16 protein-coding genes are annotated in these 14704 nt (G+C 30.4%); 11 read left to right on the forward strand and 5 right to left on the reverse strand.

Annotated elements, in window-relative coordinates:
- Positions 1 to 124: 124 nt before the first annotated feature.
- The 5 genes from ABV008_RS02510 to ABV008_RS02530 form a co-directional block, all read right to left on the reverse strand.
- Positions 125 to 571: a DUF4158 domain-containing protein gene (locus tag ABV008_RS02510; protein WP_352418239.1), complete on the reverse strand. Its 447-nt coding sequence runs from the start codon at positions 569 to 571 to the stop codon at positions 125 to 127.
- Positions 552 to 779, reverse strand: a complete 228-nt coding sequence (locus ABV008_RS02515) for a DUF4158 domain-containing protein (protein WP_352418240.1) — start codon at positions 777 to 779, stop codon at positions 552 to 554. The genes ABV008_RS02510 and ABV008_RS02515 overlap by 20 nt, the downstream gene beginning before the upstream one ends.
- A 14-nt stretch (positions 780 to 793) precedes the next feature.
- A complete protein-coding gene (locus ABV008_RS02520; RefSeq protein WP_352418241.1) occupies positions 794 to 1639 on the reverse strand; it encodes a tyrosine-type recombinase/integrase in 846 nt (281 codons plus the stop codon).
- A 19-nt stretch (positions 1640 to 1658) separates the two neighbouring features.
- The gene (locus ABV008_RS02525) at positions 1659 to 2402 is read right to left on the reverse strand and encodes a Fic family protein (RefSeq protein ID WP_352418242.1); all 744 of its coding nucleotides are present in this window, start codon (positions 2400 to 2402) and stop codon (positions 1659 to 1661) included.
- Between the two features lie 744 nt (positions 2403 to 3146).
- Entirely contained in the window at positions 3147 to 3314 is a 168-nt protein-coding gene (locus tag ABV008_RS02530) for a hypothetical protein (protein WP_352418243.1), read from the reverse strand.
- A 176-nt stretch (positions 3315 to 3490) separates the two neighbouring features.
- Here ABV008_RS02530 and ABV008_RS02535 point away from each other — a divergent pair, with 176 nt between their 5' ends.
- The 11 genes from ABV008_RS02535 (at position 3491) to ABV008_RS02585 (ending at position 14681) form a co-directional block, all read left to right on the forward strand.
- Positions 3491 to 4171: a YveK family protein gene (locus ABV008_RS02535; protein ID WP_352418244.1), complete on the forward strand. Its 681-nt coding sequence runs from the start codon at positions 3491 to 3493 to the stop codon at positions 4169 to 4171.
- An 8-nt stretch (positions 4172 to 4179) separates the two neighbouring features.
- The gene (locus ABV008_RS02540) at positions 4180 to 4932 is read left to right on the forward strand and encodes a CpsD/CapB family tyrosine-protein kinase (RefSeq protein WP_502929736.1); all 753 of its coding nucleotides are present in this window, start codon (positions 4180 to 4182) and stop codon (positions 4930 to 4932) included.
- Positions 4933 to 5721 (forward strand): tyrosine-protein phosphatase, encoded by a 789-nt coding sequence (locus ABV008_RS02545; RefSeq protein ID WP_352418246.1) that lies wholly within the window; start codon positions 4933 to 4935, stop codon positions 5719 to 5721.
- A 196-nt stretch (positions 5722 to 5917) separates the two neighbouring features.
- Entirely contained in the window at positions 5918 to 6562 is a 645-nt protein-coding gene (locus tag ABV008_RS02550) for an acetyltransferase (protein WP_352418247.1), read from the forward strand.
- 102 nt (positions 6563 to 6664) lie between these two features.
- The gene (locus tag ABV008_RS02555) at positions 6665 to 7276 is read left to right on the forward strand and encodes a sugar transferase (protein WP_352418248.1); all 612 of its coding nucleotides are present in this window, start codon (positions 6665 to 6667) and stop codon (positions 7274 to 7276) included.
- Positions 7277 to 7295: 19 nt separating this feature from the next.
- Positions 7296 to 8483, forward strand: coding sequence for a LegC family aminotransferase (locus ABV008_RS02560; protein WP_352418249.1), 1188 nt, complete (start codon positions 7296 to 7298; stop codon positions 8481 to 8483).
- Positions 8484 to 8549: 66 nt separating this feature from the next.
- Complete coding sequence (locus ABV008_RS02565) at positions 8550 to 10823, forward strand: glycosyltransferase family 4 protein (protein ID WP_352418250.1); 2274 nt, start codon at positions 8550 to 8552, stop codon at positions 10821 to 10823.
- A 106-nt stretch (positions 10824 to 10929) separates the two neighbouring features.
- The gene (locus ABV008_RS02570; RefSeq protein ID WP_352418251.1) at positions 10930 to 11973 is read left to right on the forward strand and encodes an EpsG family protein; all 1044 of its coding nucleotides are present in this window, start codon (positions 10930 to 10932) and stop codon (positions 11971 to 11973) included.
- 48 nt (positions 11974 to 12021) lie between these two features.
- Positions 12022 to 13560, forward strand: coding sequence for a murein biosynthesis integral membrane protein MurJ (murJ, locus tag ABV008_RS02575; RefSeq protein WP_352418252.1), 1539 nt, complete (start codon positions 12022 to 12024; stop codon positions 13558 to 13560).
- On the forward strand, positions 13553 to 14557 hold the full coding sequence (locus ABV008_RS02580) for an LCP family protein (protein ID WP_352418253.1): 1005 nt from the start codon (positions 13553 to 13555) through the stop codon (positions 14555 to 14557). The genes murJ and ABV008_RS02580 overlap by 8 nt, the downstream gene beginning before the upstream one ends.
- The gene (locus ABV008_RS02585) at positions 14535 to 14681 is read left to right on the forward strand and encodes a hypothetical protein (RefSeq protein ID WP_352418254.1); all 147 of its coding nucleotides are present in this window, start codon (positions 14535 to 14537) and stop codon (positions 14679 to 14681) included. The genes ABV008_RS02580 and ABV008_RS02585 overlap by 23 nt, the downstream gene beginning before the upstream one ends.
- Positions 14682 to 14704 lie beyond the last annotated feature (23 nt).

Genomic DNA, 14704 nt, shown 5'->3' on the forward strand with positions numbered 1-14704 from the left:
ATAGTTTTACCATTTGCTCTTTGAATTCTTCGGTATAGGTTCTTCTTTCTCTTTTTCTCATGTAAACAGTTCTCCTTTTTATATATTGTAATTAGTTTACATGACCTTAAAATAGTTGTCTAGTTTATTGTAACCTATCCAAAGTTTTACTAAGTTCATATAAATAGATGGCTAATATTGCATATCTTTTACTTTCATCAAAACGCCTATCTGTAATCGTAGAATTAATCATTTCAATAATACTATTTTCAGCTTTGATTCTAACATCATGAACAAATTTTTCTATAGTAGTAATACCAGGAAGTATGATTTTTTGTTTTCTTAGAGTCTCTATAGCAGTTTTCATTAGATTAATTACATTATCATTTTCTATGGCTGCTGATAGCAGAATGCTAATAAGCGATTCTTCATCTTGTTCTATAAAATTTCTATATCCATATTTTTCGCGGATTTCCTGTAAATGTTCTAGCCTTGTATTTTCTCTTTGTGCATATTGGATCATTTCTTTAGGATCAATATTAAGCTGTTCTGCTATATATTCTAAAACTGGGTCAAGGAATATGATTGACATTGTTTAAAGTCCAACCAGGATTACGGAGTACTCCTAATTGGACAGCAAAGCCTAAACGGTTATAGTCTCTTCTGTGACGATTAATAATTTCTTTGTCCTGTTCAGAAAAGGTATAATATTTGGCGATTTCCCATTCATTAATATTAGAGGATATTTGAGTAAATTCCAAACGCTGATCTTCAGTTAAAAGGATCTCAGGTGTAGCCATTGATATCACTGCCTTTACAATAGATTCGCCTTTCGTTTTATTTCGTTCCTAGATGGATGAGTATATAGCATAGTCGTATGAATATTTGAATGTCCAACTTGTGCAGCTACTTCATGAGTAGACCATCCATTTTCCAGAGCGTAAGAACAGAAAAAATGTCTTAAGGTATGGGGGGTAATTTTTTCACTGTATTCATTGAAAATACGATTGATTACTGATCGATCTACTTTATTAGACTCACGACTAATAAATAAATAGTCACTATCTTTATTTTTCTGTTGCTCTCGTTCCTTTAAGTACTCTTTAATGGCATTAGAAATCTTATCATTGATAATTACTAATCTTTGTTTTTTTCTCTTTCCGTATCTCACCAATATTTCTCTTGCAGTTAAGTTTAAATCATCAATTTTAATATTCAGAGCTTCAGATATTCGCATGCCTGAATATGCAAGTAGGGTAACTATCGCATAATCTCGTTTATCCCTGTTTTCCAATATTTTTTGACGAAAAGCTTCTACATCAGCCTTTATAATAGTAGCAGGACTAATATATTCCTTTTGAATCTTAATATAATCTTTCTTTGATACAACAGTATCGGTTTGAATACTCTGATTTACTAAATATTCATTTAATTTAATTAGAGCTGCCAAATGCGCATTAATGCTTTCTGCTTTGAGTTTTTTTATATTAACCATATAACTCACATAATCTAGTATATTTTCACGGTAGAGCTGATTAAAAGGTGTATTAAAGCTTTCTTGGAACCACTTTAAATAGCATTTTATATGTCCTGAATAAGATTTCATGGTGTTTTTACTTAATTGCTGGTTGTCTAGCCAATTTTTAAAGGATTCTACCATCTTTATTACCTCACTTTGTTTAACCGACATGCTTTAAATACTTTTCTAAAGTAGTTTCTACGCAGTCAGCTATAAACTGCACAAATGGTCTCGTATCTCCTGTTGTGCTAGCAATCTCTAAAGTGTTGTAGTATTTTGCCCTTACTGCATGTTCAGCCTTTACTATAGCAGGAGGAAACCCATATTGCATTAGAATAAAGTTCATTAAAAGTCTTGCTGTCCTACCATTGCCGTCAATAAAAGGATGAATATACACAAATTTAAAGTGAAACAATGAAGCTAATTCTACAGGGTGCAGGCTATATTTGTTCTCGTCATACCAATAAAATAGTTTTTCCATCTCTGGTTGTATCAAATAAGGTTGAGTAGGTTCGTGTTGACTACCAGAAATCATAACAGGTACACTTCTAAATACTCCTGCATACTTATTTTCTTTCTCAAATCCTTTTAGTACCAGATAATGAATTTTCTTTAGGTTGTTTTCATTTAGTGGTTCTTGACCTTTTACAAGTTCTTCGATAAATTCAATTGCTTCTGCAAGGTTTACAGCTTCCAAATAATCCTTGAAAGGCTTACCACCAACTGTTAAACCTTGTTCTATAACCATTTTAGTTTCATGAAGTGTCAATGTATTACCTTCAATTGCATTTGAATTATATACCATTTCTATGTTAAAAGCATTTTTTAGTTTATCTACAATAATTTCTGGTAATGGTCTATTTCTATCAAGCTTTTCTTTAAGTTCATTAATTCTTTCAAACATTCGCACCCCTCCTATAAATTATGTTGCATTATCAAGAAACAATAAGTGATTCAATTATGTTGCATTCATTAATTAAATTATACCATTTCTCTCTATATAGTGCAACATAATTTATATTATAATGCACTCAAAGATTATAAAGAAACAGGAGCTATATAAAATATTCTCCTGCTGCTTAACGTGGGAAAAAAGTAAGGAATATCTCCATTTGTTCCCTTAGCGTGGGATTTGTCGGAGATGTTGGCGAGACCCCTAATTAAAGTAATAAATTTTAGAAATGAATTAGTTAAACATAGCACAAAATAGTTTAGTTTGCACCTTTTAGCAACTCAAACTAAAGGGTGTTTTTTGCTAATATTAATAATATTTTAATGTATAATATAGAAAAAACAAGAGAAAAATGTCGAATTATAGTGAACGATAAACTCTCAGTTTTTGTTTGATTTATTGGACTAAGCAGGATAATAATAGTATAATAATTATATCTAGGTCAGTACTCCTATAAAAAATAAAAAAAGGAGTGCTGCATTACTATGTTTATATGACTAATAGACCAAATAATCTTCGATTAAGTAAGATCATAATCGTGTCTATTGTTTTTTTGACACAAAAATCAAAGGGGGGATGGTTTTGACATTTATATCCAGATAAAAATTAAAGCTGTAGCTTTAATTGATTATGATTTAAGTAAAATTCTAGATAATAGAAATAACAATAAAATTACAAGGGGAGTTGAGTGTACTGTTAGTTTGAAAGCATCAGTATTAGAGATAAAATAAATGGAACAATTAATATTGCTGATGCAATAACTAGACTTTGTTTTTCTTCAACAGTAAGTATTTGACTGGCTTCATAATATCCTTTTGTTTTTTTTCTGCTTATGATTTTTTTTAATGCTCCAAAAAAATTCACTTGAGTCTCACCTCTATTTTGACATTATACTACATTTTATTACTTAAGTGAATAGGACTTTAGCATGTTTTTGACATAGTTCATTATTTCTCAGATTATTTTATGAATATTTTATTAAGAGGTGAAAATAAAAATTAATATAGAATATGTTATTTTAAAGAACGGAGGCAAGCTATATGGAAGAAATAGAACTACGGGAATTATTTTATGTAATATGGCGAAGATTATGGATTATTGTACTTATAACGGTGCTATCCGTAGCAGCTAGTGGTGTAGTCAGCTATTTTGTTTTAGATTCTGAATATGAAACTTTTACTACACTTATGCTAAGTAAGCCTACTTCAGGAGTAGGAACTAATGAAACTATTCAGTATAATGACGTACTATTAAATCAAAAACTTGTATCTACATATGGAGAAATCGCAAAAAGTAGAGTAGTATCTAATGAAGTAATTAGCAATCTAGGGCTAAGTTTAACACCTGAGCAGCTTAGGAACAAAGTAAATGTTTCCTTAGTAAAAGACACTGAAATTATAAAAATAGTTGTAAATGACAATGATCCTGAGCTTGCTGCAAGGATTGCAAATGAAACTGCTAAAGTCTTTAATAAGAATGTAGTTAGTATGATGAAAATTGAAAATGTCCAGGTTATTGACAAGGCAGAAGTGCCTATAAATCCTGTAAAGCCTAGACCAATATTTAATATGGCTATAGCTGGGATTTTAGGAGTAATTATAAGTGTTTTTTTAGTGTTTGTTTTAGAATACATGGATAACACTATAAAAACTCCATCAGATGTTGAAAGGTATCTTGATCTTCCTGTTATTGGAATGATACCTAAGAATTCAGGAAACTAGGAGGGATTATATTGAAAAATAGAGAATTAATCGTTCATAACAATCCTAAATCTCCTACATCAGAGGCTTATAGGACACTTAGGACAAACATACAGTTTTCAAATATAGATAAAAATATTAAAAGTATAGTAGTAACTAGTTCTGGACCTGGTGAAGGAAAGAGTACAGTAATATCTAACTTGTCTATTACAATGGCTCAAGTAGATAAGAAAGTTTTATTGATAGATGCTGACCTTAGGAAACCAAGAATACATAAGGTTTTTAGTTTATTTAATAATAATGGACTTACTACTGTTCTTTCAGAAAATCTAGACTACAAAGAAGTTATTATATCTACCGGTATAGGTAATCTTGACATACTAACTTCAGGTCCTATTCCACCAAACCCTGCAGAGCTTCTAGGTTCAAATAAGATGAAGGAATTTCTGGAAAAGATCAAGGAAGATTATGATGTTATTCTTCTAGATGCTCCACCAGTAGGGATGGTAACAGATGCTGCAGTACTGTCTACTAAATGTGATGGGTTAATACTAGTATGTGCTGTAGGGCAAGCAATAAAAGAAGCAGCTATAAATGCTAAAGAGTTACTACAAAATGTAAATGCAAATATTTTAGGTGTTGTGATGAACAAAGTACCTACTAATGAAGGGGGATATTACAAATACCATTATTATAATTACTATCAGGCATATTGTGAAGAAGAGGAGACTGGCCCAAGAAGAAGAAATAAAAGAAAAAAAGCTACAGGAGGAAACTTATAAATGTATGATGTGCATTGCCATATATTGCCTGGGGTTGATGATGGTGCAGGTAGTTTAGAGGAAGCTGTAGATATGGCTATTATGGCTAAAAATAGCGGTGTACAATTTATATTTGCTACTCCACATTATATAGAAGGTATAGGATATAAGGATGTTACCTATAATAGAGAGGTTTTAGATAGATTAAATTCTGAGCTTTGTAGTAGAAATGTTGACATAAAAATATATCTTGGGTGTGAGGTGTATTCAACTCCAGATGTATTAAAACTTCTAGAAAAAGGTCAAATAACTACATTAGATAATTCAAATTATATGTTGATAGAATTACCTATGCATGATTTGCCAATATATATAGATTCAATAATATATAACCTTAAGCTTAAAGGCATAACTCCTATTATCGCTCATCCAGAAAGAAATACAAAGATAATTGAGGATCCAAATATTTTATATAGGCTTATATCTAGAGGTGCCTTAGCTCAATTAAATCTTCCTAGTATATTAGGTGTATATGAAGAAATGGTTAGAAATACTGCTGAGATACTACTTAGGCATGACATGATACATTTTGTTGGAACAGATGCTCACAAGCCAAGTAGCAGATACTACAACATTAGTGAGGCAACAAATATTCTAAACAATTTAATAGGTAGAGAGAAAACTTTAAAAATCACTACAACCAATCCTGAAGCAATAGCTGCAGGGAATAATATAGAGATTGAAGAACCAAAGATGTATAAGCCGAAAAAGGGTATAAAAAAAATCTTTAGCAAGCTTATGAGAAAGTAGACCCCATGTACAAGGGAGAAAATAACTCCCAAGTACTGGGGTTATTTTTTTTGCAATAAACATATTTTAAAATATAGCTTAATAAACTTATGTATAACTATACTGTATTTATTCAAATAGGGTGAAGACCTTCTTAAAAAATGTCAAAAGCGATTCTAAACCATACAATAAATATTTAGAGGAGATGAATACATAAATGAAACCTCTTTACATTATAGGTAGCGGAGGCTTTAGTAAACAGGTTATTGAAATTGTTAATAAAATAAACAATGTTCATAGAGAGTATGATTTAGTAGGAATAATTGATGACAATCTAAGTTTATTAGGTAAAAGTGTACTTGATTATGAAGTTGTTGGAGATACAGACTATTTACAAGATATATCACAAAATAGGGAAGTAAATGCTGTCATAGCTATAGGACAAGGTAGTATAAGAGAAAAAATATACAATAAACTATCTAAGGTTAATTGGGTCAATCTAATACATCCAAGTACTATTATCAGTAAATACATATCTATAGGTAAAGGCAATATTATTTGTGGCGGGGTTATTATCAATCCAGATTGTAAGATAGGGAATCATTGCAATATTAATATAGGGTGTACATTAGGTCATGATGTTATTTTACAGGATTTTTCTACCTTGATGCCAGCATGCAATGTTTCTGGAAATGTTGTCATTAGTAAGGCTTCAACTATTGGAACTGGAAGCTGCATAATACAAAATATATTAGTTGAAGAAAATTCAATAGTTGGGGCTGGAGCAGTTGTTATAAAAGATGTTGATAAAAATTCTGTATATGTAGGAGTTCCTGCTAGGAAGGTTAAAGGCATAATATAAAACATATTTCTTAATACAGCTTAATAAACTTATAGTACTAGCTAAGGATTAAAATTTCTAGGAACATTTACCTATTTTTGCTTAATCAAAGGGGTTTAATGTATGAAACCTTATTTAACCATAAAAAGGATATTAGACTCTGTTTTTGCACTGATATTATTGCTAATTGTATCGCCAATTATGGTAGTTTCTGCTATAGCAATAAAGCTTGAATCAAGAGGGTCAATTTTATTTATACAAGAAAGACTTGGGAAGGATACAAAAGTAATTAAAGTTTACAAGTTTAGAACTATGAAAATTGAAACTAACTATGAAGATAGACAGCTTTCGAATAAGGAGAGATTAACAAAGACGGGCTCATTTTTACGCAGAACGAGCATAGATGAACTTCCACAGCTTTTCAATATTCTACGTGGAGAAATGAGCTTCATAGGTCCTAGACCACTATTAGTTAAGTATTTAGAACATTATTCACCAGAGCAAATGAGAAGACATGAAGTATTGCCAGGTATTTCAGGCTGGGCTCAGGTCAATGGCAGAAATAAGATTAGCTGGGAGCAGAAGTTTGAACATGATGTTTGGTATGTAGACAATGTTAGATTTCTTTTAGATTTAAAGATTATATGGCTAACTGTATATAAAGTAGTTAGAAGAAAGGATATTAATCAAAATGATGACACCACTATGGAAGAGTTCATAGGTTCAAAATATTGAATAAATAAAGGGGTGACTTATGAAGGAGTTTAAAGTGATACCGCTATCAGTTCCAAATCTATCTTCAGATATATTGGGAAATATACAGGAGACTATAGAAACAGGATGGGTATCAACGGGCGGAAGATTCATTAAAGAATTTGAAGAAAAGATTGCAAAATACGTTGGTGTAAATAGGGCAGTTTCTTGCCAATCTGGGACAGCAGGGCTTCATCTTGCTTTAAGAGTTTTAGATATAGGGGCAGGAGATGAAGTTATAGTGCCTACACTTACGTTTATAGCAGCAGTAAATCCAGTTAAGTATTTAAAAGCAGAGCCTATATTTATGGATTGCGATGACACTTTAAATATGGACATGAGCAAGCTAGAAGATTTTTTGGAAAATAGGTGCACTTATGCAAATGAAAAAGTAATAAATAAAAGAACTGGTAGGCAGATAAAAGCCATAGTAGTAGTTCACGTATTTGGCAATCTAGCTGATATGGAAAAGCTCATGGATATTAAAGGAAAATATAATTTGAAAATTATTGAGGATGCTACAGAGGCTTTGGGTTCTTATTATCTTGAAGGGAAATATGCAGGTAAATACTGTGGCACTATTGGAGACATTGGAGTATATTCATTCAATGCCAATAAAATAATTACCACAGGTGGCGGTGGAATGGTTGTATCAAGTAATGAAAAATTGCTAGAAAGAGTAGAGTTCTTAGGATTACAGGCAAAAACAGATTCTCTATATTCTATCCATGATGACATAGGCTACAACTACCGCATGATCAATATTCAAGCCGCTTTTGGAGTGGAGCAAATCCATAGATTAGAAAGCTTTATTGAGGCTAAAATCAGAAATTATAATTTATATAAAGAAGCAATTAAAAATATTGAAGGGCTTACTTTATTGCCATTTAGGACAGATACAAGAGCAAACTACTGGTTTTATTCAGTTATAGTAGACAAAGAAAAGTATGGAATTGATAGAGATGAATTGCTAAGAAAGTTGAATAGCAGAAACATTCAAACTAGACCGTTATGGAGATTGACACATAAGCAGAAGCCTTATTTAGATAATCAAAGTTTTAAAATAGAAAAGGCATTTACTTTTGAAGAAAGCCTTATAAATATACCGTGCAGTACTAACCTCAGGGAAGAGGATGTTGAAATAGTTATTGATGCATTGAAAGACAATATGCAAACACCTATCAAATGAGAATACTGGAAAAGTCAATTTATGTCATCCTGATCGCACGCAAAGGATCTTTTAGGAGGTTGGCACATGAAAAAAGTATGGGTAATTGCACCATTTGCTGATATAGATACTGCAGGAGAGAGAAATAGATTTAAATATATAGCTAATAGATTGAATAAGGAAAAATTTGAAGTGTTTCTGTTTACTAATAATTTTAATCATATGAAAAAAATACATATAGATAGTCAAATATCTAAAAATTGCCCCTATATGGTTGAGATAATTCATGAACCTGGATACAAAAAAAATGTTTCAATTAAAAGGGCAATGAGCCATATAAAATTTGCAAGTAATTTAAAGAAAACTATAAAGAAATTGAAAAAGCCTGATTTAATTTATTCTGCATATCCTACAATGAGTGCTTCATATGTTGCAGGTAGATATGCTAAAAAAAACAATTTACCTTTCATAATCGATATACAAGACACATGGCCAGAGTCAATATCATCAGCTATTAATACTAGAAAATTTTTTGTAAAACTCCTAATGTGGCCTTTCACTAGTTTTGCTAATAGAATATATAAAATGGCAGATGCTGTGATTGGTGTGTCAGAGACTTATGCGCAAAGAGCAAATGTCAAGGGAACTAAGTGCAAAGAATTTATACCAGTTTACATTGGTACAGAGTTGAAAAAATTTAGTGATGATTATTATGAACAAGATAAAATTCATAAGAAGGAACAAGATATTTGGATTACTTACATAGGGACATTGAGTCATAGTTATGATATAGATACTGCAATCAAAGCTTTTGCACAATTGAAAGAATACAAGAATATAAAGCTAAATATCTTAGGCTCAGGTCCTGATGAGATTAGATTAGTAGAGTTAGCAAAAAAACTAAATGTATACGATCAAAATGTGTATTTTTATGGTTACGTCAATTACGAGAAAATGGTGCATATTTTGAAAAAATCAGATATTGGATTAAATGCCATAAAAGGAAGTGCAAAGCAAACAATAACAAATAAGTTAAGTGATTATGTATCTGCAGGGCTTCCTATTTTAAATTCATGTCAAGAAAGAGAAATTTTAAATTTGATGCTCAATAAAGAGTTAGGTATCAATTATAACCCAGGAAACGTTGATTCATTGAGAAATTCTATCTTAAAGATGATAAGCTGTAGGGAAACAATGAAAAAATATTCAAGAAACTCACGATTGTTTGCAGAGAAATACTTTGATAGAAAAGAAAGTTATAAAGTGATAATTGATTTAATTAAGAGAATCGACACAAACAATGCAATAAATCATGTAAGGTGTAACATGAATTACTATGTGTATGTAGAAGGTATTCTTGGAGTTAAGACTAACTCAAGTAAATTCAAGTGGGTTTATGGTGTATCAGCCCCTAAAACAACTGAATCGGAATTTGAAAAGTGTAAAATAAAGATAGTATTGGATGTAAGAAAATCTAAGGAAGTGTTTGATAAAACATTAAATATAGATGACTATGATAAGTATAATTACTTTTTTGCAAGAAAAAATGAAAGAAAGATTTATTATGAAAGAAACTTTATTTTTAATTCTAAACTTAGATATTCAATTAAGGTAATAGGCAATGATTATTTGAATGTTATAGTAAGTAAAAACTACTTTAAACATATAAAATACAGATTCATGAATTTACACTCATTAGGCTATATATTAACCGACTTGGCATCTGGATTTTTGTTAATCAATGGGTACTGTACAATTCACTGTTCTGCAGTAAAAGTAAAGGATAAAGCCATTGTGATTTTTGGGCCTCCTAATACAGGTAAAACCTTAACTGCAATAAAATTATGTGAGTTAGATGAGACAAAATTTATAGCGGAGGACATAGCCTTAATAGATGGAGAGAACGTTTATGCTGTACCTTGGACTAGTACATTTAGAAACTATAATCATTATAAAGAGTCAAAGCTTGACACACTAGCTAATATGTTAAGCAGCAAGATACCTATACTACAGCTTTTCTCAATAAAATCAAAATCAATCATAGATTATATAGGCTGTGGGCGTATTTTAATTAAGTCTAAAATCACAGATGTAGTAGTTTTAGGTAAAGGGGATAATGAAGTTTTAAAGTGTAATGAGGGTATATTTGAAAGCATCATAAACTTAAATAAATACGAATTCAATTATCATAGATCTCCTACTATGTTAGTTATGAATTATTTTAATCCAGATTTGTCAATAGATAGGATGTTTGACTTAGAGAAGAGCATTTTAAGTAAGATGATAAATAATTCTGATTTATATAGAATTAATGCTAAAAGCACCTTGGATTATTGGGAAATTATTAGAAGAATCCTTTAATATTTGATGATAAAAACTAGGTGAAAATGATGAGTAGTTCTAAACGAACTGAATCTAAAACACACTAAATTTGAAGCCATATGAAGAATATGAATGAGGGATAAAAATGAAATATTCTCTAGCTTCTGTAGTTGCTTTTTATGTATATTTACTTTTTCTAGCTTTAATTGGCATGAAAGTAACTGACAAAAAAAGAGTTATTATTCTAATTATGCAGACATTATCAATATCTTTGTTTTATGGATTTAGAGATTTTTCAGTAGGGGCAGATACAAACAACTATGTAAGCATATATTTAAATCAGGAAAACTGGAGTGAAATAGGATTTATTTTAATTAACAGAATAATATATACCTTTGCAAAAAATAATTGGAGAGCATACTTATTTACCATATGTTTTATTACTTCATTTAATTTAGCATTTGCTTATAAATATATTTTCAAATCTGCTTTTAAATATGTTAACTTAGCCTATTGGTCCCTATACTGTATGCCATATACTATATTAATGAGCATAAATATAATTAGACAAGGATTAGCTTTATCTTTTATTCTTCTAGGCATATCCCTATTATTTGTGTGCAAGAAAAAAACCGGAATTGTGCTTATTATTTTAGGATGTTCTGTGCACTATTCTATGATTGTTGTATGTGCTGGCTTTTTTATATTTTACTATCTGAAATTTAATTATATAATAGTTATTCTTTTTATAGTACTTAGTTTGACTATTTCTCTATCGGGTTTTACAGAAAGCATAATAATAAGCTTGCCAAATGGATATATAAAGCAAAAGTTTATCAATTTTCTGAATAGGCAAACGGGAATTAATCTGCTACCAAAATATTTATTCTATATGTTTAATTACGTACTGATGGTGCTGTTTAGTACTAGAGTTAAGGATAGAATATATCGTATTATTAATAAGCTTTTCGGTTTTTTATTATTAGGATCTGCAATAACATATATTTCTGAATTAACTGCAACAAGGTTTCTATTATCAACTGACTATTTAGTCCCCATCATTTATCTATACCCTGTTAAAAATATTAAGGAGAAAAGAATGTATACAATAATCTGCATTTTATTGGTTATCATATATTTTGCCTTTATAATAACGAGTTTTCCTTTGAGGACTAATTTTAAAATGTGATTTGTGATTTCAATTATTTAGATTATTGATAAAGAATATGGTGATAATATGAAAAAAACAGCCATTCTTTTAATGTTAATTACAATATTGTCAAAAACACTTGGTTTCATTAGAGATATTACACTATCATATTTTTATGGTGCATCAAGTATTAGTGATGCCTATTTAATATCATTATCTATTCCAATGGTTATATTTACATTTGTTGGCATAGGTATATCGACAGGATATATACCTATGTATAGTAGGATAACACAAGAATACGGAGAAAAAGAAGGAAATAGATATACTAATAGTCTTGTAAACATTTTAACTGTTATATGTACAGTTATTGTTTTTTTAGGATTATCATTTACAGAGGAATTAGTTCATTTATTTGCATCAGGATTTGAGGGAAATACCTTAGCTTTAACAATAAAGTTTACAAGGATAAGCTTGTTTGGCATATATTCTACGGGCCTTATATATATTTTCAGTGGATTTCTTCAGTTGAAAGGAAGTTATGTTATACCAGCTTTGGTTGGATTTCCACTGAACTTTTTCATTATCTTATCAATCTTTTTAAGCTTTAGTACAACTACTATGATGTTGCCTATAGGTGTAGTGCTAGCCCATGTTTCTCAATTGTTATTTTTACTTCCCTTCGTCTATAGAAAAGGATACAAATATGAATTAGTAGCTGATATAAAAGATGAGCATATTATGAGAATGGCATATTTAGCACTTCCCATTATAATAGGAGGCTCTGTAGATCAAATCAATGTGCTTGTAGATAGAACTATTGCATCAAAGATAGCAGTAGGCGGGATTTCAGCTTTGAATTATTCTAATAAGCTTAATTCATTTATAAAAGGAATATTTGTAACTTCTCTATCTACTGCTATGTATCCTATCATATCTAAAATGGCTGCTGAGGATAATATAAATGGGCTTAAAAAAACTGTATCAGAAGCATTAAATTCAATTAGCTTATTATTAATACCAGCTGCAGTTGGGGCAATGATATTTGCAGAGTCAGTAGTTAGGCTTTTATTTGGAAGAGGAGCTTTTGACCTAAAAGCTATAGAGATGACATCAAATGCCCTATTTTTTTACTCTATAGGTATGGTAGGCTTTGGATTTAGAGATATTTTGTCAAGAGCTTTTTATTCTTTACAAGATACTAAAATTCCTATGATTAATGCTACAATTGCCATGATAATAAACATAATATTAAATATATTACTTTCTAAATTCATGGGTATAGGTGGGCTTGCATTAGCAACAAGTATATCAGGTATATTTTGTACTATATTATTACTATTGAGCTTAAAAAAGAAAATAGGTTTATTTAATATGAAGAAAACAGCTTTTTCTTTTTTAAAAATAACCTGTGCATCATTGATAATGGGGGCAATAGCTAAAGTAATACATATTATTTTATCTAAATTTATTGGTGAAAAATTAGGATTGATAGGTGCGATTTGTACTGGTGCAATCATATATTTTATTATTATTTACTTTATGAAGATTGATGAGGCAGATACTATGATAAATGTGATTAAGAAGAAGTTAAAAACAGGTGGGGAAGGAGCAAGAAATGAGTAAAATAAAGACCCTAAGTATTATTATATTTTGTGTGGCTTGTGTCTTAGTAGTAGGGATTACTATAGGGCTTCAAAAATATAATAATTTAACAAATCCTCATAAAGCTTTTGAAAAAGACTTGAAACAACAAGATTTACTGATACAAAAAAATACTCAAAGGCAATTAGATTTGTATGGTCAAGAGATACAAGAAAAGGAAGATGTAGACAATTCTAGCTTAGATAATCTAGACTCAAGTAAAAATGTGATTAATATACTTTTACTAGGAATAGATAGTAGCGAAAAACGTGAATCCAAGAGAATGGGATATCGAAGTGATACAATCATTGTTTCATCTGTGAACCTAGACACAAAAGAAGTAAAGATGCTATCTATCCCAAGAGATACCTATACAGATGTGCCTGGCAATAAAAATAAGGACAAGATAAATCATGCCATGGCCTTTGGTGGAGGGCCTAAGAAAAAGGGAAATCAGTATGCAGTCCAAGCAGTAGAGGACTTACTAGGGATTAATATTCATTATTATATTACTGTTGATATGGATGCTGTGAAAAGCATTGTAGATACCATAGGAGGAGTAACTATAGATGTTGAGAGAAATATGGCTTCTAGGGAAAAAGTCTTAGAAAAAGGTGAGCAAAAACTAAATGGGGAGCAGGCACTTATTTATCTAAGAGATAGAAACACTTCTATAGGTGATTTTGCAAGAATAGAGCAGCAGCAAAAGTTTATACTAACACTATTTCAGCAGACTAAGGAAAATGGAAAACTGACTGACATACTTCCTTTATATTTAAAAGTACAGGATAAAATTTTCACTGACCTTAAAGTTGAACAAATAGGTGCCTTGACCTATTTACTAAAAGACATAGAATTAGATAATATTGAAACCTTTATATTAAAAGGAAAGGGAATAAGGATAGACGGAATATATTATTTAGAAATTGATAGAAACCATATGGAAAAAATAATAATTGAAAATTTCCAAAGTATTTAGAGATAAAGAGCGAATTGATGAAATAATAAAAGAATATAAACCAGAGGCAATATTTCATGCTGATGCTCAACTAGTTTTAGAAGCTAGAGCATTAGGTAGTCATTTTTTCCTTAATATAGTATAATATACTACAGATAATATGCAATA

The organism is Proteiniborus sp., assembly GCF_040308045.1.
In the GTDB taxonomy this organism is placed as follows: domain Bacteria; phylum Bacillota; class Clostridia; order Tissierellales; family Proteiniboraceae; genus Proteiniborus.